The sequence below is a fragment of the Paracoccus sp. PAR01 genome, assembly GCF_014851995.1.
In the GTDB taxonomy this organism is placed as follows: Bacteria; Pseudomonadota; Alphaproteobacteria; order Rhodobacterales; family Rhodobacteraceae; genus Paracoccus; species Paracoccus litorisediminis.
This window is the reverse complement of the sequence record NZ_JACVAW010000029.1, coordinates 1-25860: the sequence shown is the minus strand read 5'-3', so window position 1 is coordinate 25860 and position 25860 is coordinate 1. Positions and strand designations below refer to the sequence as shown.

Annotated in this window: 24 protein-coding genes, 1 pseudogene and 1 riboswitch; of the genes and pseudogenes, 15 read left to right on the top strand and 10 right to left on the bottom strand. The window is 61.5% G+C overall.

The window, feature by feature from the left end; genetic code table 11:
- Positions 1–2: 2 nt before the first annotated feature.
- The 8 genes from IB235_RS22585 to IB235_RS22550 all read right to left on the bottom strand — a co-directional run bounded on the left by IB235_RS22585 (position 3) and on the right by IB235_RS22550 (position 6596).
- On the bottom strand, positions 3–797 hold the full coding sequence (locus IB235_RS22585; RefSeq protein WP_192338642.1) for a type IV secretion system protein: 795 nt from the start codon (positions 795–797) through the stop codon (positions 3–5).
- Positions 794–1924, bottom strand: a complete 1131-nt coding sequence (locus tag IB235_RS22580; protein WP_192338641.1) for a lytic transglycosylase domain-containing protein — start codon at positions 1922–1924, stop codon at positions 794–796. Before IB235_RS22580 ends, IB235_RS22585 begins: the two co-directional genes overlap by 4 nt.
- 149 nt (positions 1925–2073) lie before the next feature.
- Positions 2074–4428 (bottom strand): hypothetical protein, encoded by a 2355-nt coding sequence (locus tag IB235_RS22575; protein WP_192338640.1) that lies wholly within the window; start codon positions 4426–4428, stop codon positions 2074–2076.
- On the bottom strand, positions 4421–4708 hold the full coding sequence (locus IB235_RS22570; protein WP_192338639.1) for a VirB3 family type IV secretion system protein: 288 nt from the start codon (positions 4706–4708) through the stop codon (positions 4421–4423). Before IB235_RS22570 ends, IB235_RS22575 begins: the two co-directional genes overlap by 8 nt.
- 3 nt (positions 4709–4711) lie before the next feature.
- A complete protein-coding gene (locus IB235_RS22565; protein ID WP_192338638.1) occupies positions 4712–5035 on the bottom strand; it encodes a TrbC/VirB2 family protein in 324 nt (107 codons plus the stop codon).
- A gap of 13 nt (positions 5036–5048) precedes the next feature.
- Positions 5049–5639 carry a lytic transglycosylase domain-containing protein gene (locus IB235_RS22560; protein WP_370576971.1) on the bottom strand — a complete coding sequence of 197 codons (591 nt, stop codon included), beginning with the start codon at positions 5637–5639 and terminating at the stop codon, positions 5049–5051.
- Between the two features lie 97 nt (positions 5640–5736).
- On the bottom strand, positions 5737–6111 hold the full coding sequence (locus tag IB235_RS22555; protein ID WP_155042418.1) for a hypothetical protein: 375 nt from the start codon (positions 6109–6111) through the stop codon (positions 5737–5739).
- Between the two features lie 251 nt (positions 6112–6362).
- Entirely contained in the window at positions 6363–6596 is a 234-nt protein-coding gene (locus tag IB235_RS22550) for a hypothetical protein (RefSeq protein ID WP_192338637.1), read from the bottom strand.
- 134 nt (positions 6597–6730) lie between these two features.
- Here IB235_RS22550 and IB235_RS22545 point away from each other — a divergent pair, with 134 nt between their 5' ends.
- From IB235_RS22545 to IB235_RS22505, 9 genes are all read left to right on the top strand, one after another.
- Positions 6731–7363, top strand: a complete 633-nt coding sequence (locus tag IB235_RS22545; RefSeq protein WP_192338636.1) for a LuxR family transcriptional regulator — start codon at positions 6731–6733, stop codon at positions 7361–7363.
- A gap of 503 nt (positions 7364–7866) precedes the next feature.
- Positions 7867–8058 carry a hypothetical protein gene (locus IB235_RS22540; protein ID WP_155042422.1) on the top strand — a complete coding sequence of 64 codons (192 nt, stop codon included), beginning with the start codon at positions 7867–7869 and terminating at the stop codon, positions 8056–8058.
- A gap of 52 nt (positions 8059–8110) precedes the next feature.
- The gene (locus IB235_RS22535) at positions 8111–8701 is read left to right on the top strand and encodes a hypothetical protein (protein WP_225612552.1); all 591 of its coding nucleotides are present in this window, start codon (positions 8111–8113) and stop codon (positions 8699–8701) included.
- Between the two features lie 218 nt (positions 8702–8919).
- Complete coding sequence (gene repC / locus IB235_RS22530) at positions 8920–10095, top strand: replication initiation protein RepC (RefSeq protein ID WP_192338635.1); 1176 nt, start codon at positions 8920–8922, stop codon at positions 10093–10095.
- Positions 10092–10427: a hypothetical protein gene (locus IB235_RS22525; protein ID WP_192338634.1), complete on the top strand. Its 336-nt coding sequence runs from the start codon at positions 10092–10094 to the stop codon at positions 10425–10427. The genes repC and IB235_RS22525 overlap by 4 nt, the downstream gene beginning before the upstream one ends.
- Positions 10424–10663 (top strand): hypothetical protein, encoded by a 240-nt coding sequence (locus IB235_RS22520; RefSeq protein WP_192338633.1) that lies wholly within the window; start codon positions 10424–10426, stop codon positions 10661–10663. The genes IB235_RS22525 and IB235_RS22520 overlap by 4 nt, the downstream gene beginning before the upstream one ends.
- A gap of 320 nt (positions 10664–10983) precedes the next feature.
- Positions 10984–11916, top strand: a complete 933-nt coding sequence (locus IB235_RS22515; RefSeq protein ID WP_225612551.1) for a formylglycine-generating enzyme family protein — start codon at positions 10984–10986, stop codon at positions 11914–11916.
- A 106-nt stretch (positions 11917–12022) separates the two neighbouring features.
- Positions 12023–14377: an arylsulfatase gene (locus IB235_RS22510; protein ID WP_192338631.1), complete on the top strand. Its 2355-nt coding sequence runs from the start codon at positions 12023–12025 to the stop codon at positions 14375–14377.
- A 24-nt stretch (positions 14378–14401) separates the two neighbouring features.
- A complete protein-coding gene (locus IB235_RS22505) occupies positions 14402–16798 on the top strand; it encodes an arylsulfatase (RefSeq protein ID WP_192338630.1) in 2397 nt (798 codons plus the stop codon).
- A 350-nt stretch (positions 16799–17148) separates the two neighbouring features.
- Positions 17149–17353, bottom strand: a riboswitch (cobalamin riboswitch).
- A gap of 74 nt (positions 17354–17427) precedes the next feature.
- Here the strand turns inward: IB235_RS22505 and IB235_RS25745 are convergent.
- Together IB235_RS25745 and IB235_RS25380 are read right to left on the bottom strand one after the other, a co-directional pair.
- Positions 17428–17919: pseudogene (locus tag IB235_RS25745) on the bottom strand (LysR substrate-binding domain-containing protein); the annotation flags it as partial.
- Positions 17920–18053: 134 nt separating this feature from the next.
- Positions 18054–18254 (bottom strand): LysR family transcriptional regulator, encoded by a 201-nt coding sequence (locus IB235_RS25380; protein ID WP_225612550.1) that lies wholly within the window; start codon positions 18252–18254, stop codon positions 18054–18056.
- Positions 18255–18454: 200 nt separating this feature from the next.
- Here IB235_RS25380 and IB235_RS22495 point away from each other — a divergent pair, with 200 nt between their 5' ends.
- From IB235_RS22495 to IB235_RS22470, 6 genes are all read left to right on the top strand, one after another.
- Positions 18455–19237 carry a pirin family protein gene (locus IB235_RS22495; RefSeq protein WP_225612549.1) on the top strand — a complete coding sequence of 261 codons (783 nt, stop codon included), beginning with the start codon at positions 18455–18457 and terminating at the stop codon, positions 19235–19237.
- Positions 19238–19845: 608 nt separating this feature from the next.
- Positions 19846–20865 (top strand): DUF1254 domain-containing protein, encoded by a 1020-nt coding sequence (locus IB235_RS22490; protein WP_192338629.1) that lies wholly within the window; start codon positions 19846–19848, stop codon positions 20863–20865.
- Positions 20862–22226, top strand: a complete 1365-nt coding sequence (locus IB235_RS22485) for a DUF1254 domain-containing protein (protein WP_192338628.1) — start codon at positions 20862–20864, stop codon at positions 22224–22226. The genes IB235_RS22490 and IB235_RS22485 overlap by 4 nt, the downstream gene beginning before the upstream one ends.
- A 62-nt stretch (positions 22227–22288) precedes the next feature.
- A complete protein-coding gene (locus tag IB235_RS22480) occupies positions 22289–23041 on the top strand; it encodes an outer membrane beta-barrel protein (RefSeq protein ID WP_192338627.1) in 753 nt (250 codons plus the stop codon).
- Positions 23042–23070: 29 nt separating this feature from the next.
- A complete protein-coding gene (locus IB235_RS25975; RefSeq protein WP_192338626.1) occupies positions 23071–23724 on the top strand; it encodes a response regulator transcription factor in 654 nt (217 codons plus the stop codon).
- Between the two features lie 99 nt (positions 23725–23823).
- On the top strand, positions 23824–25440 hold the full coding sequence (locus IB235_RS22470; protein ID WP_192338625.1) for a sensor histidine kinase: 1617 nt from the start codon (positions 23824–23826) through the stop codon (positions 25438–25440).
- Positions 25441–25860: the final 420 nt, after the last annotated feature.

The following is a 25860-nucleotide window of genomic DNA, read 5'->3' as shown; positions in this document are numbered from 1 at the left end:
GCTCATTCCTCCAGTTTGATGCTGAGGTATTTTTCTTCATCGGCGGCGGTGGCGGCATCGATGATTCCGGCCTCGCCCATGCCCACGGTCTGGACCGCCTGCATGGCCCAGACATTGGCGAGCGCGATGCCGAGTTCAGCGGTGACGCGGGTATTGAGATCGATGGCCTGTTTGAGGTTTTCCGTGTCCTCGATCTTGCCAACCAAACCATCAATCCGGGTCAGGCTGTCGCGCGCACCTTGCGAGGAGGATTCCGCCGCCACCGACAGGAAGGCATTCACGTTTGCCGCAGTTCCGATCCGCGCGGCTGGCGCATCCTCGCTCTCGGCGAGCTGATCGACCCTTGTGCGCTCGAGACCCGCCGAGGCGAAGGCCTTGTCGACATGGGAGGACACCGTGCCGCCGCCCAGCGTGCTGCCCTCGGAGAGCACAGAGGCCCAATTGCCGGATTTCGCGGCATCGAGCGAGGCGGTCAGATCGCTGAAGCCGGGCATGATCTCCTTGAGGAAGCTCTCCTTGTCAAAGCCGAGATCGGCAAGCGTGAGACCATCTTTTAGCGCCGCGATCTGGCTTTGCAGGAGCTGAATCTGCTCGATCAGCTTCAGGGTCTGAGCGTCGAGCTTTACATTCTGCGCCACCTGTTCCTTCAGCTGCAGTTTCGCCTCGGAGATCATCTCCTGAAGCCGGGCAATGCTGGTGACATCGATGGTCGGCACGCCCTGGGCGGTGATCGCGACCGGCATCAAGGTCAGCAGGGAGGCGGCCAGAATGCGGTGCATTGCTTTACCAAAGCTCATCGTTCCAACCTCACTTGCAGATACGTCCAATCCTCTGCGTAGGCCTGCAGCAGCAGAGCGTGGCGCGCGGCTTCGACCTTCCGCTGGGTTGCCTGCAGCCGGGTCAGGATCGCGGCCATGCGGGTGACTTCGGCCCGGGCATAGGTGTTGAGATCCATCGCCTCCTTGACCGAGGCGGTGGCACCGATGCGGGCGGTGATCGCCCGGAGCCGGGTTGCCGCGGTCTGCATGCTGGTCATCGAATGGCCGGCGTAATGCAGTCCGGCATCGGCGATGTTCGAGCTCTCGGCGATGACCATGTCCCTGGGCTCGAGCGTGCCGAGATCATCGGCACCACTGATCCGGCCGGCATAGAGTTGGTAATGCGCCCGGATGCGGCGGACGTAATTCTGCGTCTCGGCATAAGGCGGAATGCCATTGTACTTCTGTACCGCACCGGGCCCGGCATTATAGGCGGCCAGCGCCAGCTCCATCGAGCCGAACTTGCTCAATTGCTGCAACAGATAACGGGCGCCGCCGTCGAGCTGCAGCCGCGGATCATCGTAATAGGCCGGATAGATACCGAGGCCCTGAGCCGTGCCCGGAATGATCTGGGTCAGGCCGAAGGCGGCTTTCGGGCTTTTCGCGCCGATACTGAAATTCGATTCCTGCTTCACCAGCCCTTGAAACCAGCAGCGGAACTCCACCGCATTGATCCCGGCCTTGGCCAGAGCCGGATGATTGCGATGCCGCATTGCCGTCTCGGCAATCATCGCCTCGATCGTCAGCGGCGCATCTCCAATAAGCCGCGCGGCATAGGGATTGTCATCCTCCACGGCATAGACCGCATCGGCGGCGAAGGGGGTGCCGCCCGGCTCACTCCCGTCTTCGAGATATGGAATGAAGGCGCTGGTGCCGGTCAGAAGACGCAGGGTCTGATCCAGCGCGGCGAGCTGGGCATCCTGCTCGTTCAGAAGCGCCGCGCGGCGGGAGTTTTCCTGTGTCTCCGCAGCGCGCTGCGCCAGATCCTGCTGTTTCTGTAACAACCATGCGGCGATCTGCTTGAGATCCACCGCGGGCACACCGGCAGCATGGGCGCCCGGGCCAGCGCCAAGGGGCAGGGCGGTGAGGGAAAGCGCGAATGCCATGGATCTAAACCTCCGGCACATCGCGGAACTCGCAATCGCCAGCAGCCTGTTCGAGGAGCGTCATGCCGGACCAGCAATTGGTTTTGCGGATTGGTGCCTCAGTGGAGCAGCCGGCAAGGCCAAGCAGCAATGATCCAAGCAGAAAGCCTCTAAGCATGATCCATCCTCCAGAAAAATGGCCGGGTCTCAAAACCCTCGCCAAAGGCGCGCATGGCCGATTTGCCGCCGCTCAAGGCGGTGAGCAGCGGTCCCAAGGGCGAAAGATCGACATCGAGAAGCGTCGAGCCGGTCGGACCATTCCACAGCGCGCGGCGTGGCCCGTATTGACCCTCCAGGACAAAACCAAGTTGGTTCTCCGTCAGGTTGAGCCCGTCATATTGCTGCGGGGTGGCCTGGCCATTCGGAAAGATCAGCCGATGCGGCAAACCCTCGAGAATGGTCTTGGCCCTGCTGGCCTCGATCTGGCTCGGGAATTGCGTCATCAGCACCATGGTCACCGCGAGCTTGCGCATGGTGACGGCCCATTTCGGCATGCGGGCGGCGAAGAAGGCATCGTCGAGCGCGGCATGGGCTTCATCGATGATCAGGAGCGTCGGCACCCGATCCTCGAACATCAGCTCAAGCCGGCGGAAGATATAGCTCAGGATCGCCGTGCGCTCGCTCGCGTGTTCGAGGATCTCGGTCATGTCGAGACCGACGACATTGCTGCGGCGGAAATCGACCACCGGCTGATCCGCTGCCCCGAAGACCCAATTGTAGCGCCCTTCCGGCCCCCATTCTGCGACCCGCATGGCAAGCTCGCGCCCGTCCTGGACATCGCCGACCAGGCTCTCGAAATGGGCGAAACTGCGCAGAGCCTCTGGCGCGGCGGCAATCCGGCGGATGGCGGATTTGAGTGCCGCTGATTGGATCGGCGAGAGCGTGCCGCGGCGCTCGATCAGGGCGGAGAGCCAATCCATCAACCAGGCCTCGCCGCGGGAGCCGGTCTCGGTCAGGAGCGGATTGAGCCCCGTGGGCTGTCCGGCCCGGATCCGGGCATAGGCTCCGCCCAAAGCCGCCACCAGGCTTTTCAGACCCTCATCCTTGTCGAAGATAATGATCCGGGGCCGCACCCGCAGCGACTGGGCGGCAAGAAAGGCGACCGTGGTGGTCTTGCCGGAATCTGACGGCCCAAGCACCAAGGTATGGCCCAAGGGCGGCTCGGATTCCGGCCGCCCCGGTCCCTGGAAGCTGAAGCGATGCGGCGCACCGGACACACTTTGAAACACGGTGATCGGCGTGCGCCAGTGCAAAGCCTCGGCCGGGCTGCCGGCATCGCTCATATGCAGCGAGGCCATATCGGCGAAGGTCGTGGTGGCGACCGTCATGCCCCAGCATTGGTAAGCCATATTGCCGGGATGGCTGGCAAAGAAGCTGGCCTCGAGACTATGGGTGCAGCGGGTGAGTTTCACCCGGGCGCGTTCGGCCATGCCCTTGATCTTCGAGATGCGGTGGTCGAGCGCCTCTCGGCTATCCGCGAAGACCGTGATGGTGAGCTGATGCAGGCCGACACTCCTGCCACCGCTTTCGACCTCATCGGCGGTCTCGATCAGCTGCTGCTGGATGGTGGTGGCGAGATCATCGGCGGCCCGCATCTGCTCGACGCGCAGACGCACCCGACCGGCGATCTTTTCCGCAGCGATCGGGGTGAAGCTGTGGCAGATCACCGTATCGAGGGCGGAATCGAGCGCATCCAGCATGCCGGGCCAGGTTTCCTGGCTATAGCGCTTCACCGCCAGCATTGCCGCGTGGCGCGGCCCACCAATACCTTCGTCAAAGATGATCTCGTCAGGATAGAAGGTGGCGCTCGAGGGCACGGCATCCTCGGCAATCAGGCTCATCTCGCCGCGCCAGGCCGGGGCGAGAAGCCCGGTGCTGATTGCGGTGTAAAAGCCGATCAGGCTGCCATCGCTGATCTTGAGGCGGCGAGTGATGACATGGGGCAAGCCGTTTTCCAGCACCTCGACCAGCTCGCGCAGATCATGCTGGCGGGCATCGGTATCCGCTTTCAGAAGCTTTGCTGCCGCCTTGCCGAAAAGTGGGATGCGCAATGGCGCGGGTAGCGACGAAACTACCGTCAGCACCACCACGAAATCATGGAGATCCTGCGCCTCGAGATGTGTGCGCCAGGCCCGGTCGAGATCACCGGCGAAACCCTCGCCAGGAATGGGGGTGAGCCCGAGAACGGACCGGCGGTGCAGGCGATGGATATAGAAGCTGAAACGCTCGTCGAGCCCGTCGATCATCGCGGCCAGGGCACGGCGCAATTCATGAATATCATGCGGCGCGGCGGTCATGCCGTCGAGGCCGGCAATCTCGAGCGAGATCATCAGCCCGTTCTGTCGGGTCCGGACGATCTCGTCATCCAACTCGATGAGATAGGGCAGGTGGGTGAAGAAGCCGGGATCCTTCGGCAGCAGTGCTCGGGCCGCCGGGTTGCGGCCTCTCTGCGCAAACCTAGACATAGCGTCGGCCCTTTCTCCGCGTGCGGTTCAGGCACGGCGGGGTCTTTTGCAGGATGACCCGCAGCACCTGGGCGCCATTGGGATTGGCGGCACTGGCAATGCGGGCGAGCCCGTACCAGACCGGCCCGAGGGCGAGGAAACTGAGCGACAGGAATGGGTGCTGGGATGTCCACATGAAGGGCAGCACGGTGACCCCGGCCACCGCCAGCATATAGGGCATCGGCAGACCCCAGAGCTTCGCTTGGCGCGTCAGCCCGAGAATGACCGGGGTGCGTTCCATGGCTCAGAGGAAACTGTTGAGATTGCTGACCAGCGTCGAGGCCGGCATGGCAATGATGGCGCCGATGATGATGTAGAGCAGCCAGGCCCAGGGCGCGCGATTCAGCGCCGCCATGATGCCGACGATGACAAAGGCGGTGGAGAAGAACCAGACCACCGGATTGCCCATGATCCAGGTCGTCCAATTGTTGCCCAGCGTGTTGGCCTTGGTGAAATCGATGCCCTGATTGGCCTGGGCGAATGCAGCAGAGGCAAGACCTGCCAGCGGCAACGACAGGACAAGCGGGATCGCCCGGCGAAGGTGCCGGAGAACAGGGGTGGGGAGCATGGGATGGATCCTTCTACTGGGTCGTGAGCAGGAGTCGGTGATGTTCGGAAAGCACCCGGATCACATAGTCTCGGGTCTCTGAGTAGGGTGGCACGCCACCGTATTTTTGCACGGCCTTTGGTCCGGCATTATAGGCGGCCAGGGCCAGCATCGGGCTGCGAAACGCCTGCAGTTGCGCGAGCAGATAGCGGGCACCGCCATCAAGATTCTGCATGGGATCGGCGGCATCGACCCCCAACATGACGGCGGTGCCCGGCATCAGCTGGGTGAGGCCAAGCGCGCCTTTGGGACTGCGTGCCTTCGGGTTGAAACGGGATTCCTGCCAGATCATGGCACGAAACAGCGCCTGCCATTCCTGTGGCGACAGATCGGCGGCGCGCAGGGCAGGGTGATGCTGGTAGCGCGCGGCCACCTGATCGATCCCGGGCATGCGTGTCGAGGATGTTCGTGAAGGGGCCGATGTTGCGTCGGTGTTTAAGGCCGCGCGGACCACCTCGTCCTCCGTCTCGGAGAATGGATCGGCACGCCTGGCCGGCGCGGGCAGGAGGCGCTTTCCCGCCGCGTCATAGCGCAATACTGAAGGCGCGGTGCCGGTCTCTGTCACTAATGCCGTTCGACCAAAGCGGATCACATCGGCCTGAACGGGCGGGGCGCCACCCAACAGCGCCAATGGCAGTAGGGCAAAAAGGACGACGGTGGGTTTACTCGGCTTTGCTGTCGATAATGACGGCCTGTCCTGCCACCATGGGCGCGGCCGGGATGGTGTAGCCCAGCTCCTTGCACATGGTGAACACCGTGCTGAGGGTGCGGATTTCCCGGAAAACCAGATCGGCCTGGGGGGCAGATCCTGATGCGGAGGCTTGGCGTGTCCGCCGCGTGCGCTGGGTAATGAGGGCGGCCCAACGCGATCGCTCTTTCGGCTCGATCGCCAGAACATACCAGATGCCATGGTAATGTGGGCCACGCAGCTCCGGGACCTCATGGCAATAGATGCAGAGTAACCAACCGTCTTCCAGAAGCCGTTTGAGTCCGTCGACCGTGACCACATTCGGGGGCTCTTTTCTCAGATCAATCACGGCCCGCGTCTCCATAGCATGGCCACGCGGCACCTTACGAGAGCCAGCGTGTCAAATTTGCAAACCTCGGTCAACATGCAAATTTAACACGCGCCGAGCTTTTCTCTGAGAGCTTTGTAGACGCTGGGCAGATGTCTTCCAAGACCGAAGCAAGCTTCGGCCTTGGCCTGTTTGCGGGGGTAAATTTATGACTTCCTTGCGAAGTCCTGCTGCACCCTATGCCGGCGGCGATTCTGGTCCTGCGGCTTTGCTCAGGAGGCGCGAGGCGTGTCGCGTTCCACCGGGCGTTTTTCCATGGAGCCGATGAACATGCGGACGCCTTCCTCAGTGACCGCCCAAATCCCGAAATCACGCAGCTCGAGCGTCACCGGTTGTTCTGCATCATCGACCATCATCGACAGCATCTGCACCATTCCGGCATCGAGTTTGGCGGAGGCCCGAAGGGGGTTTTCGCTCAGAGCGGCCGTGGGGCTGCGCATCTTCATGAAGTCTCCTGCTCAGATTCGTCTTTCGGCAGAACATAGCCGATCCCGCGCAAGAGGCCACCTACCTGTCTTTTTAGACAGGCTGATTGGCTATAACTTGCCGGCACAAGAACAAGAACAGCGAGGCCACCCGCGTGCTAGAAACCGTCCTTCCCGACCATGATCAGCAGCTCCATGAGCTCGAAGCGCTTGCCCCTTCTGGCTTTTTCCTCGGTCTCGGCTTCAAGCTTGGCAAACCGCTTGTCACCATCAACCGATTCCCCGAAGCCTGGGTCATGCGCTGGGAACGGGACATCTTCATCAGCCATGACCCGGTCGGGCTCTGGATCGTCGGGCAGGCCAAGGAAAACGCCGCTAGGTGGTCGGAGATCGCGACCTCCATCCCGGATAGATTCGACGTTTTCGAAGCGGCCCGCAAATACGGGCTGCGTTACGGTGCCTCCTTTGTGACGAAGATCGGGCGGCGTCGCTCCTGCCTGTCGGCCGCGCGCCCGGATCGCGAATATAGCGATTCCGAGATGAACCTCCTTGCCGGCAAGCTCAATCTCCTCGCCCATCTCTATTCCCAGAACTCCGTTGAGCTGACAGGCAAGGAGATTGAGGCGCTCCGCCAGATGCGCGTCGGCCACACCCATGCGGAGGCGGGTGATGCATTGGGGATCAGCGTCTCCGCCCTGAAGCTGCGGCTGTCCAGTGCGCAAAAGAAGCTCGGTTGCCGCAATGTCACCGCCGCCGTGGTGCGCGCCGTTGAAGGGGATCTGATCTAGCTGATTAGCAGGCGGATCACGGGCCAGGAGCGCAAATTTGGACGGGATCATCGGGCATAGCAGCCTAAAAAATCCACATTTTCTGTGGGTGGATCTGTGGATAATTTAATAATTCCCTGCCCTGTCGGGCAGATCCACGCTGCCTGAATTTCTGGCAGGATGCGAGGGCAGGAGGACAGACTGCTGTCTGGCCTGCCCCCGTTTTGGAATGATGATCATGTCCAGGCCCACCATCTCGATAGAGGACGCTGACGCCGCATTTGTTTTTGCACGTGAACTCACCGGGGAGGCAATGAGATCACAGTCTCTGCCGTGAAGCGGCGGCTGTTCAGTGCCCAGCTGAAATTCGGTTGCCGCAATGTGCCGTCGCCGTGCTGCGCCCTGTTGAAGAGGACCTGATCTGGCTGATTAGCCAGCCCAATTCGCCAGTATGACGGTTGGGGCTTTCTTTTCGGGCAGGGTGGCGCAAAAAGTCCTTAGACAGCCAGAAAGGGACCTACACCATGGCCACCAAAAACCTCGACCAGCGACGTATTGCCCAGCCGGTTCAGGGACTTGCCGGCTCGGATGGTCAGGTCTGGCTCTATTCCTGGAATACCGGCGAGCTCTCCGTTCTCGAACTTCCGGTCGGTATGGCCTTCGATCCACGGGCTGATCTGCCGACTGTCGCGGCAGTTGATCTGACCTTGGGTTGATCTCGCTCAAGTAGCTTTGTACATATTTGCAAGTCAGTCATGGATTGCAAATATGTCGAACCCTGCCCAACAGAGTCTGATATCGCATCGCGCAACGGCTCTTGCGGCGGCTCTGGCGGCAATTGCGCTGAGCACTGTCCCCGCCAAAGCCTATCCCATCGACTGCGCCATCCTGCTTTGCCTCGCCGGGGGCTTTCCGGCTTCCAGTGAATGCATCGCGGCCAAGACCGAGATGATCCGGCGGGTGACGCCTTGGCCGATCGAGCCGCCTTTGCAACTCTGGCGCTGCCCGATGGGAAGCCCTCTCTCCAGTGCATCCGGGGCCGGACCACAGATCCTGCCGCCGGAAGTGGTGGCGGTGCGTGACGGCATTGAGATTTATCACATCATTTATGGTCAGCGCCGGCATGACGGGACCACCGAAGTCAGCGATCGCTCGCGCCTGGGCCGCTATGACAGAAGCGGCGCCTTCACCTGGGTCCAGACCCGGATGCGGGAAGCCCCCGATTGGGTGTTTTCGGCCAGCGGGATGTCCAGGAATGCTGTTCTGGCCGAGCTCGGCTCGGTCCGGCTCTGGCGCGGCTTGCTGCTGCGCTGGCGCGACCATCAGGGCAATTTTTCGGAGGAATGGATTCGCTACTGATCGAAAAACGCAAAACTAAACAAAAATAAAAACCCCCGCGCGGGGACCGCACGAGGGGATTTGTCAGGTAACGCAGGTCTAGCCACCAGCATCGCCAATACTTGAACATTGGCATAATCACCTGCTTCTCCCATGGATTCAAGAGCAAAGCCGCAGTTTCTGCGAATGGATCCGGCTTGCTTGCGGCCCTGTGCCTCGAAAATGAGGAGCAGCAGATCATGAACCCAACGACCCAACGGATGCACCCCGTCTTGCCCGGCGGACTGACGCTCAGCCATGTCATTGAACTCGTCGAACGCCTGGCCCGGCAGCTCGGCCTTGGCGCGGCCCGGCGCGCGGTGCTCTTGCGCCTGATGCGTCACACCGCCCCGGCAGATTGGCACGATCCGGGCCGCGATCCGGTCTGTTTCCGCGCCCAACAGGATATCGCGCGCGATCTCGACATCAGCGACCGCACATTGCGGCTGCATGAGAAAGGGCTCGAAGCGCTCGGGATGATCCGCATCGACACCGCTGCCAATGGCCGCCGTTCCGGCCGTCAGCTTTCCGGCGGTCGTCGGCTTGGGATCAATTTCCGACCGATCCTGGAAAACCTCGGCCGGCTTCTGGCCATGGATGCCGCGCATAAAGAGGAGATGCATCGGCTCTCGGTGCTGAGACTTGAATGCTCGGCTGCGAAACGCGACGTGAAACGGGCCATCGAGCAGTTGCTGGAAGATAATGCACAACATCCGGCGTTGCCAGATCTGTCGCGCCGCTTTGCCTCCTGGCCGCGCCGCTATGCCGGTTTCCGCTGCGCAGATGATCTCGCCCGTCATCTCACCGAGGTCGAGATCCTGCTGGCTGAAGCGCGCGCCTGCCTCGCATGTCGCCGCAATACTTCCGGCATGGCGGAAGCCGGGCTACCGGCAATAGAAACTACAACTCCAAAGATTCTTGAAAGAGGGAATGCAGGAGAAACGGTGTCGCGACCGGTCCCCGCGGATCCGCGAAGACCGCGCCCGGACAAGGGGAGGGGGCAAGGACGAGATGATCTACACTGGCTCACGCCGGAGGTGGTCAGAGAAATCGCCGGACCGGATTTCCGCTTCTGCCTTGAGGCCCTTTCTCCGACAGGCGAGGTCACTGAGCGGGTCTTGCGCAGCACCGCGATCATGTTGTTGCGCGATCTCGGCATCACGGACTCGGCTTGGGAGGAAGCCCTGGACCAGCTCGGTTCGCTTCGCGCGTCCCTCGCAGTGCTATTGATCGAGGCGAACCGCGACCACCCGAGCGCGCCGGTCCGGGCTCCAGGCGCCATGCTGCGCGGCTTCGTGACGCAGGACCGGCGGGGCGAGCTCAATCTCTCCGGGGCCCTGAAAGGTTTGTTACGGCGAAAGCGGGTCTCGGCATGATCTGGATGGTGCCGCTGGTTTGGGCGCTGACATTGACGCTCTGGTTAGATCCAGCGCTCGGGCAGGGGGCATATGATTCCGGCAACTGCTCGCCGCCCGAAGAGCCCTTCATGCCCGAGGACGACGCGCCGCTGGCACGCTATGCCGTTCTCATCGCGGAGGATTTCGAGCGCTATTTTGCGGCGAGTTCAGAATACTTTGCCTGCATGGATGCCACCCGCCAGACCGAGTTCCTGCGTGCGCAGCAGGTCTCGGAACGACACCGCCAGTTTCTGGCCCGGCTTGATCGGTTGGGACTCAGAGGGAAGGCTGCAGTGAGGGAGGAGCCTTGAGCGGCGGGCGGCACCCAACCGGATTCTTCGTCAAGGCCGCCTATCGGACGAAATCCGGCAAGGCGCAGCTCGCGGTATATTTCCAAGCGCCGCCCCGGCGTGGCGAGAACGGTGAAATGCTGACCGCCCGCGCCATGCCGCTGCTCTTGGCCAGCAATGCCCTTGATGATCCGGAACGGTTCCTCGGCATCGTGGTGGAGATCCTGAATGCGGTAATTTCGGAGGAAGGGGCGTGAAGTCGAATAGCTCGCTTCATGGCAATTTAGCCCTTTACCATCATCCCCCAGGCTGGGGCAATTATTGCCACGATACGGCACCGGCCCATTCCGGATGGTCGAGAAGAGGAAATGCTGCCAAGCGGCATTCCGCATTCCGATCATTCGTCGATGGCGCCGCGAAATGCTCTTGCGCCTAGGTGTTTTTCCTCAACTCTCATAAGAGTTTATATGAATACAGCACTGGGTAAGCCTCGGTTAATCTTAACGCTATGGTATCTCTGATATTTCAATCGGTTGGGACTGAGGAATGAGCACTTTTCTGAAGGGTGAATAGATCTATGAAGTTCGAATCCCCCAACATGGCCTCCATCCCTGGAGGAGTTTTTCAAATGGGATCGGACCGTCACTATCCCGAGGAAGCGCCCGTCCACAAAGTCCATGTCGATCCCTTCCATATGGACGCCCAGCCCGTCACCAATCTTGAATTCTCCCGCTTCGTCAGTGAAACCGGACATGTCACCACTGCCGAAACCGCCCCCAATCCCGAGGACTACCCCGGCGCTTTGCCCGAAATGCTGCAACCGGGATCGCTGGTTTTCCGCCAGCCCAACCGCCCCGTTCCCCTCGATGATTGGGGTATGTGGTGGGAGTTCTGCTTTGGTGCCAATTGGCGCGCACCTTTTGGGCCGGGCAGCTCGATTGCAGGGTTGGAGCATCACCCCGTCGTGCATGTCTCCTATACCGATGCACTGGCCTATGCGCATTGGGCGGGCAAGGATCTTCCGACCGAGGCGGAATGGGAATTCGCTGCACGCGGCGGATTGGACGGCGCGGATTACGCTTGGGGCGACGAGCTGGCCCCGAACGGCCGCCATCTGGCCAATACATGGCAAGGCCAGTTCCCGTGGCAGAATACCGACGAGGACGGCTGGCGCACGACCTCGCGCGTCGGCCACTACCCTGCGAACGGCTATGGCCTTTACGACATGATCGGCAATGTCTGGGAATGGACCTCGGATTTCTGGACCCAGAACCACCCTGCGGATGCCGCGAAAGCCTGCTGCATTCCGAAAAATCCGCGCGTTCTCGACGCCGATGACAGTCAGGATCCCTGCCAGCCCGAAATCCTGATCCCGAGAAAGGTCCTCAAGGGCGGCTCGCATCTTTGTGCGCCAAATTACTGCCAGCGCTACCGCCCTGCCGCGCGCCATCCCGAACCCATCGACACTTCGACCAGCCATGTCGGCTTCCGTTGTGTCCTGCGCAGCTGACCCCACACGATCAACGCGTCCCGCCGCAGGGTGGCGCGGCCCCTGTTTTCCCTGTTCCGGCATTGCCCGTCCTTGCCGGAGCGACACGTTCAAACCCGAGGTTTTCATGCGTAATACGTTTTTTTCTGGCGGATCGGTTCTGGCCATGCTGCTTGCAGCACCGGCTTTGGCCCAGAACATCCTGCCCTTCCCCGAGCAGCCCGGCATCAAGGCCGAGCGCACGATGCAGCTTTCGACCTACGAGCGGCCCGCGCAGGTCAACCGTCTGCCCGCCAATGCACCGAACATCCTGATCATCATGCTCGATGACGTGGGTCCGGCCCTGCCCTCGGCCTATGGCGGGGTCATCAATACGCCGACGCTGGCGCGCGTCGCAGAAAGCGGCGTGTCCTACAATCGCTTTCATAACTCGGCCATGTGCTCGCCCACCCGCGCCTCGCTGCTGACGGGCCGCAACCCGCACCGGATCGGCTTCGGCCAGATCGCGGAATTCGCCAACAACTGGGACGGCTATAGCGGTGCCTGGCCTGCCAATACCGCTTCGGTCGCCAAGGTTCTGGGCTATTACGGCTATGCGACCTCGGCTTTCGGAAAATGGCACAACACGCCTTCGGCGGAAATCTCGCGCATGGGGCCCTATGACCGCTGGCCGACCGGCCGTCTGGTGGGCTTTGATTATTTCTACGGCTTCCTTGCCGGCGAGGCCTCGCAATGGGAGCCGGCGGTGGTCGAGAACACCACCCGCCTCGACCTGCAGCACGGCGAGAGCTACCATTTCACCGAGGATATGACCAGCAAGGCACTGGCCTGGCTGCGCAACCATAACGCCGTCTCGCCCGACCAGCCCTTCATGATGTATTGGGCACCAGGGGCCTCGCACGGGCCGCATCAGATCTTCAAGGAATGGGCCGACAAATACAAAGGCCGCTTCGACGAGGGCTGGGACGAGCTGCGCGAAAAGCTGTTCGAGGGCCAGAAAGCCGCAGGCTGGCTGCCCGAGGATGCGACCCTGACCCCGCGCCCCGACAACCTCGCCGGTTGGGACAGCATCCCCGAGGACGAGCGCGACTTCCAGCGCCGCCTGATGGAGGTCTATGCAGGCTTCACCGAACATGCCGATACGCAGGCGGGCCTGATCATCGACGAGCTGGAAAAGACCGGCAAACTCGACAATACGCTGATCTTTTATGTCTGGGGCGATAACGGGTCCTCGGCCGAGGGCCAGAACGGCACCATCGCCGAGCTTTTGGCCCAGAACGGCATCAAGACCGAGGTCAAGGACCACATCCGCGTCCTGAACGAAGAACTTGGCGGTCTGGACGCGCTTGGCGGGCACAAGACCGACAACATGTATCACGCGGGCTGGGCCTGGGCGGGGTCGGCACCCTACCAGTCGCTGAAGCTCGTCGCCGCGCATTTCGGCGGCACGCGCACGCCGCTGGCGGTGTCATGGCCAAAAAGCATCGAGCATGACGGCCAGATCCGCAGCCAGTTCTACCATGTCAACGACATCGTCCCGACGATCTACGACATTCTCGATATCACGCCCCCCGGTGTGGTGGATGGGGTCGAGCAATCGCCGATCGACGGCGTCTCGATGTTGGCCTCGCTCGAGGATGCGGCCGCGCCGGAAAACAAGCCCGACCAGTTCTTCGAGGTCATGGGCAGCCGCTCCTATTACAAGGACGGCTGGATCGCCTCGGTCATGGGGCCGCGCATTCCGTGGGTTCCGGGGATCGATCCCAAAATCCGCGACTGGAACCCCGACGACGACACGTGGGAGCTTTACAACCTGAACGCCGACTTCTCGCAGTCCAAGAATATCGCGGCCGAAAACCCCGAGAAGCTGGTCGAGATGATCGCAGGTTTCGACACGGCGGCCCAAGCCAACAGCGCCTATCCGGTCGGCGGCGGGCTGTGGTCGATGGTGCTCCACCCCGAAGATGCGCCCCATAACAAGGCGACCTCCTTCACCTATAGCCAGGACACCTACGGCATCCCTGAGGGCTCGGCTGCCGGCCTCGGCACGCGTTCGAACCTGCTCAAGCTCAGTTTCGAGAACATGGCAGGGCTTGAAGGTGTGCTTTACGCTCTGGGCGCCTATTCCGGCGGTGTGGCGCTTTGGCTCGAAGACGGCAAGCTGACCTATGAATACAACAAATTCATGATCGAGCGCACCCGGCTAAGCACCGATACCCTGCCCGAAGGCAAGATCGATCTTGAAGTGGAAAGCGTCAAAGATGCCCCCGGCACGGCGGGCATGAATGTGGTGATCCGCGTCAACGGCCAAGAGCTCGCCTCGGGTCGTGTGCCGGAAACCGCCTCGATCGGCTTTACCCCGAACGACAGCTTCGACGTCGGCCGCGATACGCAATCGCCGGTTTCCTCGGCCTATTACGACCGCGCGCCCTTCGCCTTCACCGGTAAGATCGACAGCTTCACCGTGGATTATTTGCATTAAACGGAATAAAACAGGAATCTGAAGATGAAAGCTCTTCACCGTAGCAGTTTTCTGCATTGCTCTACGCTCGCACTGATACTCGCCTGCCCCTCATTGACGCTGGCTCAGAACAGCCTTCCTTTTCCCGAGCCAGAACGCCCCAAGGCGCAGCTGACCATGGGCCAATCTGCCGCTGATTATAAGCAGGTCGTAAAAGAGAAACATCTGCCTGCGGATGCGCCCAATATCGTGATCATCATGTTGGACGATGTCGGCCCCGCGCTGTCTTCGGCCTTTGGCGGCCCGATCAACACCCCCACGATGGAGCGGGTCGTCGATACCGGCGTCGCCTATAACCGCTTCCACACCACTGCCATGTGCTCTCCCACCCGTGCGGCGCTGCTGACGGGGCGCAACCACCATCGCACCGGCTTTGGCCAGATCGCGGAATTCGCCAATGACTGGGACGGCTATACCGGCGCCTGGCCTGCTACCTCTGCATCGCTGGCCAAGGTTCTGGGTTATTACGGCTATACCTCTTCGGCTTTCGGGAAATGGCACAACACCCCCGCGACCGATACCTCTGCCGTCGGCCCGTTCGAGCGTTGGCCGACGGGTCAGCTTGTCGGCTTCGACTACTTTTATGGCTTTCTTTCGGGCGAAACCTCGCAATGGGAGCCGGCTTTGGTGGAAAATACCCGCCGTCTGCCGGCCCAGCACGAGCGCGAGGGCTATCACCTGACCGAGGACGTGACCGACAAGGCCATCGATTGGATCAAGACCCAGCACACACAGGCCCCTGACCGCCCGTTCCTGGTGTATTGGGCACCGGGCGCGGCCCATGGCCCGCATCACATCTTCAAGGAATGGGCCGACAAATACGACGGCCGCTTCGACGAGGGTTGGGAAGCCCTGCGCGAGGAAATGTTTGCCAAGCAAAAAGAAATTGGCTGGCTGCCGCAGGATGCGGTGCTCTCGGACCGGCATCCGACCATGGCGTCCTGGGACGACATCCCGCAAAATGAGCGTGAGTTCCAGACCCGTCTGATGGAGGTTTTTGCCGGTTTCGCCGAACATGCCGACACGCAGGCAGGCCGCCTTGTCGACACGCTGGAAGAGCTGGGCATCCGCGACAATACGCTGATCCTTTATGTCTGGGGCGATAACGGCTCGTCCTCCGAGGGACAGGGCGGCACGGTGTCGGAACTGATGGCGCAAAACGGCATAGCGACCAATATCGCGGACCACCTGCGCGTGCTGGATGAGATCGGCGGGCTTGACCAGCTTGGCGGCCACCGCACCGACAACATGTATCACGCAGGTTGGGCTTGGGCTGGCTCGGCCCCCTATCAGGGCACGAAGCTGCTGGCTGGGTATCTGGGCGGCACGCGCACGCCGCTGGCGGTGTCATGGCCCGCGAAACTGCCCCATGACAAAACCCCGCGCAGCCAGTTCTATCATGTGAACGACATCGTCCCGACGATCTACGACATCCTTGACATCACGCCGCCCACCACGGTCGACGGGGTGACGCAGGATCCGATGGACGGCGTCAGCATGGTGGCCTCGCTGACCGATGCCAAGGCGCCAGAAAACAAGCACAGTCAGTATTTCGAGGTCATGGGCAGCCGCGCTTATTACGAGGACGGCTGGATGGCTTCGGTTTTCGGACCGCGCGTTCCTTGGGCCCCGGGCTTCGATCCGGCGATCTTCGACTGGTCGCCCGAAAAGGACACCTGGGAGCTTTACAACCTGAGCACCGACTTCTCGCAGGCGAAGGACATCGCGGCCGACCACCCCGAGAAACTCGCCGCCATGATCGAGGGCTTCAACCGCACCGCCGAGGAAAACAAGGCGTTCCCGATCGGTGGGGGCTTGTGGTCGACGGTCTTCCATCCCGAATACAGCCCGCGCAATCCGGCGACCGAATTTTCCTTTACACAAGACGTGTATGAGGTTCCGGAATTCAATGCGCCGAAACTGGGTTCGGCCAGCACGCTGGTTTCAATGGAGGTCGATCTCCAGCCCGATTCCGAAGGCGTGCTCTACGCGCTTGGCGCCTATGCGGGTGGACTCGCGCTTTGGGTCGATGACGGCAATCTTGCTTTCGAGTTCAACACCTTCCAAGTCGAGCGCACCCGGATCGAGACCACCGAGCCCCTGCCCACGGGGCCCGTGAAGATCGAAGTGGAATCTCTGCGTCCCGAAGGGCCGGCTATGCCGATGGATGTTACCATCCGCATCGAAGGGGTCGAGGTCGCCAAAGGTCGAGCCCCCCGCACGCCCAGCCTCTTCTTCACCACGAACGACACATTCGATATCGGCCGCGACAGCTTCTCGCCCGTGGTCGAGGATTATTTCGAGCGCGCACCGTTCAAATATAACGGCAAGATCGGGGCTGTGAATATCAAATACATTCCCTCCCCGCCCGCGCCCCAGTAAAGGCGGGGGCCCATCTGATGCTTCCTTGCCGCGGCCCTCGGAGCTTGATTGGCCCCGGCAAGGAAACCCACATTGATCTGACGCTCCTTGCCCAACCACTGAGACCTACTGCACTCCTGTCTGATGGACGTCGACCGCTATGCCCGCCCAGTCGTCCACTACAACACCGAATGACCCCATCTCGGCTATCGAAACATGGGCCGGAGGACCGTCGAAACCGTCATGTCATTCGTCAGTCAAGAAGGTTAAGTGGACACATAATGCTTCCTTCCATTCCACAGAAAGGATCGCACCCTCAAACCGTGGGATCAAACAATATCTGGCACCTCCCGGACACCCCCGCCCGGATCGCAGGGGCTTCATGCGTCGGCAGGTCTCCTGACCGGCGGGTCATCGCGGGATGCGGCCTTCCCATGGCCCAAGGGCCGCAGTGGCGTCTTCGTATCCTGCTTGCCGCCTACAGTTGCAGGGCAGTTCCGGTTCGGGGCGGAGGGCAACCACCCCATCTATTCGCCTTCGTGTCTCAGCATCATCGCCGGCGACCGCTTGATGTCCAAAGCCGCGTAATCCTTGACGAGGAAATCCAGCAGCGCCCGCACCGAGGGCAGCAATCCGCGCCGAGATGGGAAAGCCGCGTGAATGATCCCCGCCCTAGGGGCCCAATCGGGCAACAGATCAATCAACCGGCCCGCCTTCAGATCGTCCTCGACGACGAAAGTCGGAAGCTGGCCGATGCCAATGCCCCGCAGGACCGCCAGCCGAAGCGCGGCCATATCCTCGGTCACAAAGCGCGGTTGATGCCGGATCGTGGCCAATGTGCCATCCGGCCCTTGCAGTTTCCATTCATGCTCCGATTGCGACGGATTCCACGCAATGCTGGGCAGCGTCGGCAAATCGGTGGGCAATAGCGGGCGCGTGAACCTTTCGATAAGCGCAGGGCTGGCCACCAGCCGCTGCGGGCTGTCCGCCAGTTTGCGGATGACCAGATCGCTGTCTTCCAGCGGCGGAAACGTGACCCGGATGGCACAGTCGAAGCCCTCGCGGATCACATCGACCCGGCGATTGGTGCTTTCCAGATGCACCTCGACCTTTGGGCATTGCTCCATGAAACGGGCGATCATATCGCCGATCTGGAAATAGATCACCGAGGACGGGCAGCTCACTTTGACCGTGCCCTGCGTTCGGACCGCATCCGGTCGATGGAGTCCTGCGCGGCCTCGGCCTCGGCCAGCATGGCAAGGCAATGGCGGTAATACTACTTGCCGACCTCGGTGACGGCGAAGTGCCGGGTCGAGCGGTGGATCAGCCGCACGCCCAGCCCCTCTTCAAGCAGGCCGATGCGGCGGCTGATGCGCGACCGCGGAACCCCAAGCCTGCGGGCGGCAGCGGCAAAACCATTCGCGGCCACCACTTCGGCAAAAAGGCGCAGGTCGTTCCGGTCTTGCATGGCGGCCATTGTCCCAATTTCAGGACATTGTAGCGCAATATCGCCAGCTACCGCCAGATTTGTCTCAATCCTATGTTCATTGCACATCAGTCGCGCCGGACAGCGCGGCAAGAAAGGAGAAGCATCATGAGTAAAGTTCTTGGGGTTTACAGCGCGCCCCGCGGTCACTGGGTCGGCGATGGTTTTCCCGTCCGCTCGCTGTTTCGCACATGAGCCATGGCGATCACCTGAGCCCGTTCCTGCTGCTTGACTATGCCGGGCCGGTGAACTTCCCGCCGGCGCGCAAGCCGCGTGGTGTCGGCACGCATCCGCATCGCGGCTTTGAAACCGTGACCATCGTCTATGAGGGCGAGGTCGAGCATCGCGACTCGACCGGCCAAGGCGGTCTGATCGGTCCGGGTGACGTGCAGTGGATGACGGCGGCGGGCGGCATTTTGCACAAAGAGTTCCACTCGGAGGCGTTCACCAAAACGGGTGGCAACCTTGAGATGGTGCAGCTTTGGGTGAACCTGCCGGCAAAGGACAAGAACGCCGATCCCGGCTATCAGACGCTGCTGAACCGCGACATTCCTTCGGTCGATCTGCCCGAGGGTGCGGGCAAGCTTCGGGTCATTGCCGGTGAATATGGCGGCGAACATGGCCCGGCGCATAGCTTCACGCCGATTGATCTGTGGGATGTCAGGCTGAACCAGAATAGCGTGGCGTCGCTGACGCTTCCCGAAGGTCACACTGCGGCGGTGGTGATGCTGAAGGGCACGGTGCAGGTGAACGGCGATGCCATCGCCCGCGAAGCTCAATTCGTGCTGCTGGATCGGCAAGGCGGAGAGATCACCATTGAGGCCAACAATGACGCGACGCTGCTGATCCTCGGCGGCGAACCGATCAACGAGCCGGTCGTGATGCATGGGCCCTTCGTCATGAACACCGCTGACGAGATCAGTCGGGCGATGGCCGATTTCGAAAGCGGCAAGTTCGGCGAAATTGTCGCCTGAGCATTACCCCACCGGCCCCGGTTTGCGGGGCCGGTGGAGACAAGCGGCCTGTCCATTTTCAATGACGCAAAGCCTCAGTTTCTTGACCGCACCCTCGCTTGAGCAACTTGAGGGCTCTGCGTCCGGCGCACTTGCCCAGAGCCACCTGCCCGACTACCAATCTCAAACCCGCAGATTCTGGATATGAATGAGGGACGCGCAGGGGGCAGGTCACAGGCCTTGCGCTGCCGGGGGATCAACGTCTGCGCGGGTCATTTTCAGGCGACTCCGAGATTTTCCTCATCTCGCATAAGGTGATTCCTCTATACCCGACGCCTGCCGTGCAGGCTAATCCTCACATTAAGCGCTTGGAAAGGTAGTCTTGCCTTTGCAATGGTTGACGCCTTGCGTGAAGGAGTGTGCAAAGTGAAACGATATTGCCAAACCAACACTGGCACATTGGCCTTGGTCCCGCCGCTGGCAAGAGCGGCTGCGGTGCAAGTCTGTCCGAAATCCGGGACTTTGTCGCCGGTGCCCCCGGCAAATTGAGCGTTTGAAACAGGCTTTCGCGTCGTCGGTTGCTGACCGTGCCCGCTGGCGTAACCCAACCTTTCACTTCAGGAGACATCATGTTCACCCTGTTTTCCCGCACGCTTGCACTGGGTCTTCTGGCCGCCGCACCAGCGCTGGCCGAACCGATCACTGTCAACGCGACGAATTTCATCCGGGCCGAGAGCGACCTTTACTTCTCGGCCGTGGTGGCGGCGCGGGGCGGGGTTGGCATGCTGGGCCATGAACGTGCCATGACGCCGGTCGACAAACAGGCGATCATCCGCATGAACCGCGACACGCTTTACTCGTCGGCGCTGTTCGATCTGGATGCGGGGCCGGTGACCATCACCGTGCCCCAGACCGACGGGCGCTTCATGTCGATGCAGGTCTTTGATCAGGACCACTATACGCACGGGGTCCATTACGACGCGGGAACTTACACGCTGAAGCGCGAAGATATCGGCACGCGCTATGTCATGCTGGGCATCCGCACGCTGGTGAATCCCGATGACGCGGCGGATCTGGAGGCGGTGCACAAGCTGCAGGACCAGATCACGGCGGAACAGCCCGGCGGCCCCGGCAACTATGAGGTTCCCGACTGGGACGCTGCAAGCCGTGATGCCACCCGCGCCACGATTCTGGCGCTGGCGGCGGATCTGCCCGACACCCGGCACATGTTCGGCGCCAGATCCGAGGTCGATCCCGTCCTGCATTTCATCGGCTCGGCGATGGGCTGGGGCGGCAATCCTGACCGCGATGCACTTTATCTGAACCGCACCGCAGCAAATAATGACGGTCAGCAGGTCTATCGCCTGACCGTCGGGGATGTGCCGGTTCAGGGGTTCTGGTCCATCACTGTTTACAACGCGCAAGGCTTCATCGCGGAAAATGACCTGAAGAAATACACGCTGAACAACCTGACGGCCGCAAAGGCGCAAGACGGCTCGGTCACCGTGCAATTCGGCGGCTGCGACGGCGAAATCCCGAACTGCCTGCCGGTGCCGGAAAACTGGAACTGGATGGTGCGGCTTTACCGGCCTCAGGCTGCCATTCTTGATGGAAGCTGGACCTTCCCCGAACTGGAGGCCGTGCAATGAACCGCCGCACTCTTTTGAAACTGTCGGTTGCGGCCGCCGTGCTTCCGGCTTTTCCTGCGCTGGCGCAGGGTCCGGGCGCGAATATCCGCGACGCCTATATCTACACCTTTCCGATGGTGAAAAATTACCTCACCATGTATCAATACGCGGTCGAAAAGAACGGCAGCCAGTATAAGGGCCCGTTCAATGAGATCGTCAGCGTCGCCCGTGTCTACACGCCCGAAGATACGGCGATCATCACGCCCAATTCCGACACGCCCTATTCCTTCATCGTCTTTGATCTGCGGGCCGAACCGGTCGTCGTGACCATGCCTGCGATCGAGAAGGGTCGCTATTACTCGCTGCAACTGGTCGATCTTTACACCAATAATGTCGATTATCCGGGCACCCGGATGGACGGCAATGAAGGCGGCGATTTCCTGATCACCGGGCCGGGGTGGAAGGGCGAAGTGCCCGCAGGCATCAAGCGCGTGATTGAGATGCCGACATGGCTGGCGCTCGGCGTGGTCCGCACGCAGCTTTTCGCGCCGGATGACCTTGAGAAAGTCAAAGCAATACAGGCAGGCTACAGATCGCAGCCGCTTTCGGTCTGGGCCGGCGGTGCGGCCCCTGCGGCGGCCCCGGCGACGGACTGGCCGCCGATCTCTGACGCGCTGATGGAGACCGATTTCTGGGCGCTTGCCGCCTTCCTTCTGCCATTCGCCCCGGTCTGGCCGGGCGATGAGCCGCAGCGCGAGAATCTGGCCCGGCTGGGCATCAGCGACGGCGCGGCGTGGCCGCCTGCCGATCTGGCCGCCGAAACAGTGGCGGCGATGAAGGCGGGGATCGCCACCATCTACAAGGATATCCGGGATGCGGCGGGGACGCTGACCGATTCCGCAAAGCTGTTCGGGACGCCCCGGCAGATGCAGGGGCAATACCTGACCCGCGCTGCGGCCGCACAGGGCGGCATCTATGGCAATTCCGCCGCCGAGGCGCTGTATGTCATTCAGGTTCTGGACGGCGATAATGTCCCGATGGATGGCAGCGCCACCCAATATCGCCTGACATTCCCGGCAGACGGATTGCCTCCGGTCGAGGCCTTCTGGTCGCTGACGATGTATGACCGCAACAGCCAGCTTCTGGTGGCCAATCCGATCAACCGCTATCTGATCAACTCTGCCATGCTGGACGGATTGACGCGCGACGATCAGGGCAACATCACGCTTTACCTGCAAGCCGAAAGCCCCGGTCCGGAGCATGAGGCGAATTGGCTTCCTGCGCCCGCTGCCCCCTTCTACACGGTCATGCGGCTGTATCTGCCTAAGCCCGAGGCACTGGATGGCCGCTGGACATCTGCGCCGATCGTCAAGGCCGGATAGGCATCGGCTTCAACTCTGACTGGCCCTGATCCGAACGCCCTTTGCTGATGGAAATCTGAAACATGATGCGGAATATTCTGCTGGCCGGATCTGCGGCAGCTTTGGCAGCAGCAGCCCCGGCCACGGCGCAGGACCGGAGCTGGCATTACAGCGCAACCTCATATCTGTGGTTTCCCGAGACCAAGACCCGGATTCAGACGCCGCGCGGCGCGGCTGAAAGCGAGCTGAGCGTTCAGGACGCGCTGGAAAACCTCGATATGGGCCTCATGCTGACCGCACAGGCACAGCGCGACCGCTGGTCTGTGGTCGGCGACCTACTTTATCTTGATGTGGATGGCAGCGCCCCCAGCCCGTTTGGGCTGCTGTTTTCCGAGGTGGCGGCAGAAAGCAAGCTGACCGCGATCAGCGGCTACGGGTTCTATCAGGTCTGGGCGGACCCACGGCATCGCCTTGATCTGGGTGCGGGCCTGCGGGCGGCCAAGGCCGATGTGACCCTCACCTTCCGCGCGGGCGTGCTGCCTCAGGAACGATTGCGCATCAAGGATGACTGGATCGATCCGGTTCTGGCGCTGCGCTACAGCGGGCAGGTCGCGCAGGGCTGGAGTGCCAGCGTCGCGGCGGATTACGGCGGCTTTCATATCGGCGACGCCTCGGAAGAAACATGGCAGGTTATCGCCACGCTGGGCTATCAGTTGAACGAAAAATGGTCGCTGCAGGGTGGCTATCGCTATTTGCGGATTGATCAGGAAAAGGACGGGCTGCCATATCGTCTTGAAATGTCTGGTCCTGTGATCGGTGTCAGCATGAAGTTCTAGGAAGCTGTCGCGCAACGGCGAATTGGAGGGTGTCGACCATCGCAGATCGCAAGCATTCGGTTCTTGTCGTCGATGATCACGAGATCGTCGTTAAAGGGATATGCGCCGCCATTGCGGAAAAGCCAGACTGGCAGGTGGTCGCCTCGACCACTGATCCGGCACACGCTCTGACGCTGATCGCCGATCTGCGCCCCGAAGTCGCGGTTTTCGACTATAGCATGGCCAGGATGGACGGGGTCGAGCTGACGCGGCGCGCGCTGGAACTGCACCCGCCGCTGAAAGTCATAATCTTTACCATGCATTACAACGACATCGTCATCCGCGATGCGCTTCTGGCCGGGGCGCAGGGGTTCATCCTGAAATCCGATCTGACGCGGACGCTGGATGCCGGGCTGGACGCATTGGCCCTGGGCGAACCGTTCCTGCCCGGCCCCGCCGCAAATGTCCTGTTGCGTGCCTATTTGGGCAAACCGGCCGCAGAGGCGCCAAGCCTGACCGCCCGCGAACGCGAGATCATCAAGCTGATCGCTTTGGGCCATTCGGGCAAGGAAATCGCAATCAAGCTGGCGATCAGTCCAAAGACGGTGGACGTGCATCGCACATCCATCCATCGTAAGCTGAACCTGCGCAATCTGGCCGATCTCGTGCGTTACTCCGTGCGAAACGGGCTGATCGAACCCTAGAGACCGGGCCAGCACTGACGGTGCAATCCCGGTACTTTACCGCTTCATCACACGCTTATGCCTCTGCTATTCACGGCCTGACCTTTCTGGTGGGTGGCCATGAACGCGCCTCAATCGAACGCATCAATTCCGCCGCGCGGCACCGGCATTCGCGCGGCATATCTGTGGATCGCCGGGGCATGGGCCGCGACGCTGATCGGGGGCGCGTTTATCGTGCTTTCCTCGGCGCTGTCAGAGCGGGACGCGCGGCTGGCGCAACTGCCGCAGATGGCAGGACGGCTGTCACTGCTTCTGGACCGCGAGATCGAAACCACGCTGGCGCGGCTTGTCGGGCTGTCCAGCTCACCCGCCTTGGTGCAGAACGATTTGCGCGGCTTTCACCAGCAGATGATGCGCACGCCCCTTCCCAAGGGCACGGTTCTGGCGATCTCGGACCAGACACGCCAATTGGCCAACGCGGCGATGCCTTTTGGTACGGCCTTACCGGAACTGAGCGCCTATACGCCGCAACCACTTTTTTTCGAGCGGCTGGAGGCCGAAGGTACCTATATCTCCAGCCGGGTCTATGGCCCGGTTGCCGGGATCAATGCCGTCACCGTCAGCATGAAAATTCCTGATGCCGAGGGCGCTCTGAAATACTTCCTGACGACAGCCATCCTTGGCGACAGGCTTGCGGGACTGATGCGCCATGCCGAAGCCGCATTGCCGGGCGGCCGGATCATGCTGTTTGATGCGATGGGTCAGGAACTGACCAGCTATCCCGAAACCAAAGCCATGACCGCTATCCCCGGACTGGTCGGGGCCGGGCATGCAGCCCCTCGCGGGCTGGTCACGCATAGCAAGGACGCGCCGGGCCTCATCACGGGCTATGACCGCTCGGCGCTGACGGGCTGGACCGTCGCCGCAACCGCCGGTCAGGACTGGATCGGCGCACCGCTGACCCGCGCACGCCGCATCCTGCTGATCATGAGCCTCGCCATGCTGGCCGCCGCCGGGCTGGTCGTGCTGCTCCTGCGCAACCGCGTCTCACGCCCGTTTCAGGCGATGGTCGCGCAGCTTCAGGAGGCCAAGCGTGAGGTCGTCCAGCTTGGCGACACGCTGATCGTCGCGCGCACGCAGGAACATCGCCGCATCGCCCAAGAGCTGCACGACACCACCGCGCAAAAGCTGGTCGCGGCGGATCTGTATTTGCAAAGCATGGACCGCGCCGCCCCGGCATCCGGGCACGCGCAATTGCCGCTTGTCCGCTTGCTTCTGTCGCAGGCGCTGGACGAGTTGCGCACATTTTCATTCCTCCTGAGGCCGGACCAACCGGCAGATGAGGGGTTCAGGGATTGCATGGAGGCGCTGGTTCACGGATTTTGCGATCGGGCAGGACTGCGCTGCACGAGCGATTTCCCGGCATGGCTGGATGATCTGAATGAGCCGATCCAGACCGTCTTTCTGCGCATCACCCGTGAGGCGCTGTCCAACATCTATCGCCACGCGAAGGCCGGCTCTGTTTCAGCGCGCGCCGAATGGGCTGGCGCAGAATATATTCTGACGATCGAGGATGACGGCGTCGGCGGTGTCACCTATCCCAGCAAGCCAAGCCAGCATCGCGCTGGCCTCGGCATTACCGGTATGGCTCAGGCGCTGTCCGAGCGCGCGGGCAGGCTTAAGATCATGCCGTTGACGATTGGCACCAAGCTGACCGCCCGTGTCCCTGAAAATTAGACCGCGCTGCGATTTGCATACGCGCTAGGCCCATGAATTTGCGGTGGCGGTAACTCTGCACCGCTGAAGTCGGCTTTCCAGCAGCTCGGGTCGTTCTATACACCCGAGCGTCGCTCCTTGGCCGATGTCCGCTATTTCGTTCTTTCTGCAGTTGCGCTGTCGCACTGCCGTCAGACAGTTTTCCGCCCAATTCTGTCGATCAGGAAGTGAGATGCGTTCTGTGAGGTGCGGGGAGCAGATCTTAAGATCGGACATGTACGCCGAGAAATGGCTAGAGTTCTGGATTATGATTTACATAAATCGGATTATGCTATTCTAAGGTCTAACCGCAAAGCTAATGTGTCTCACATTGGCAATTCAGTAATGTCACAGTTCCCCGATTGAAGCATCTGGGCCAAAGTCGGAGAACAGGCGTGGGAT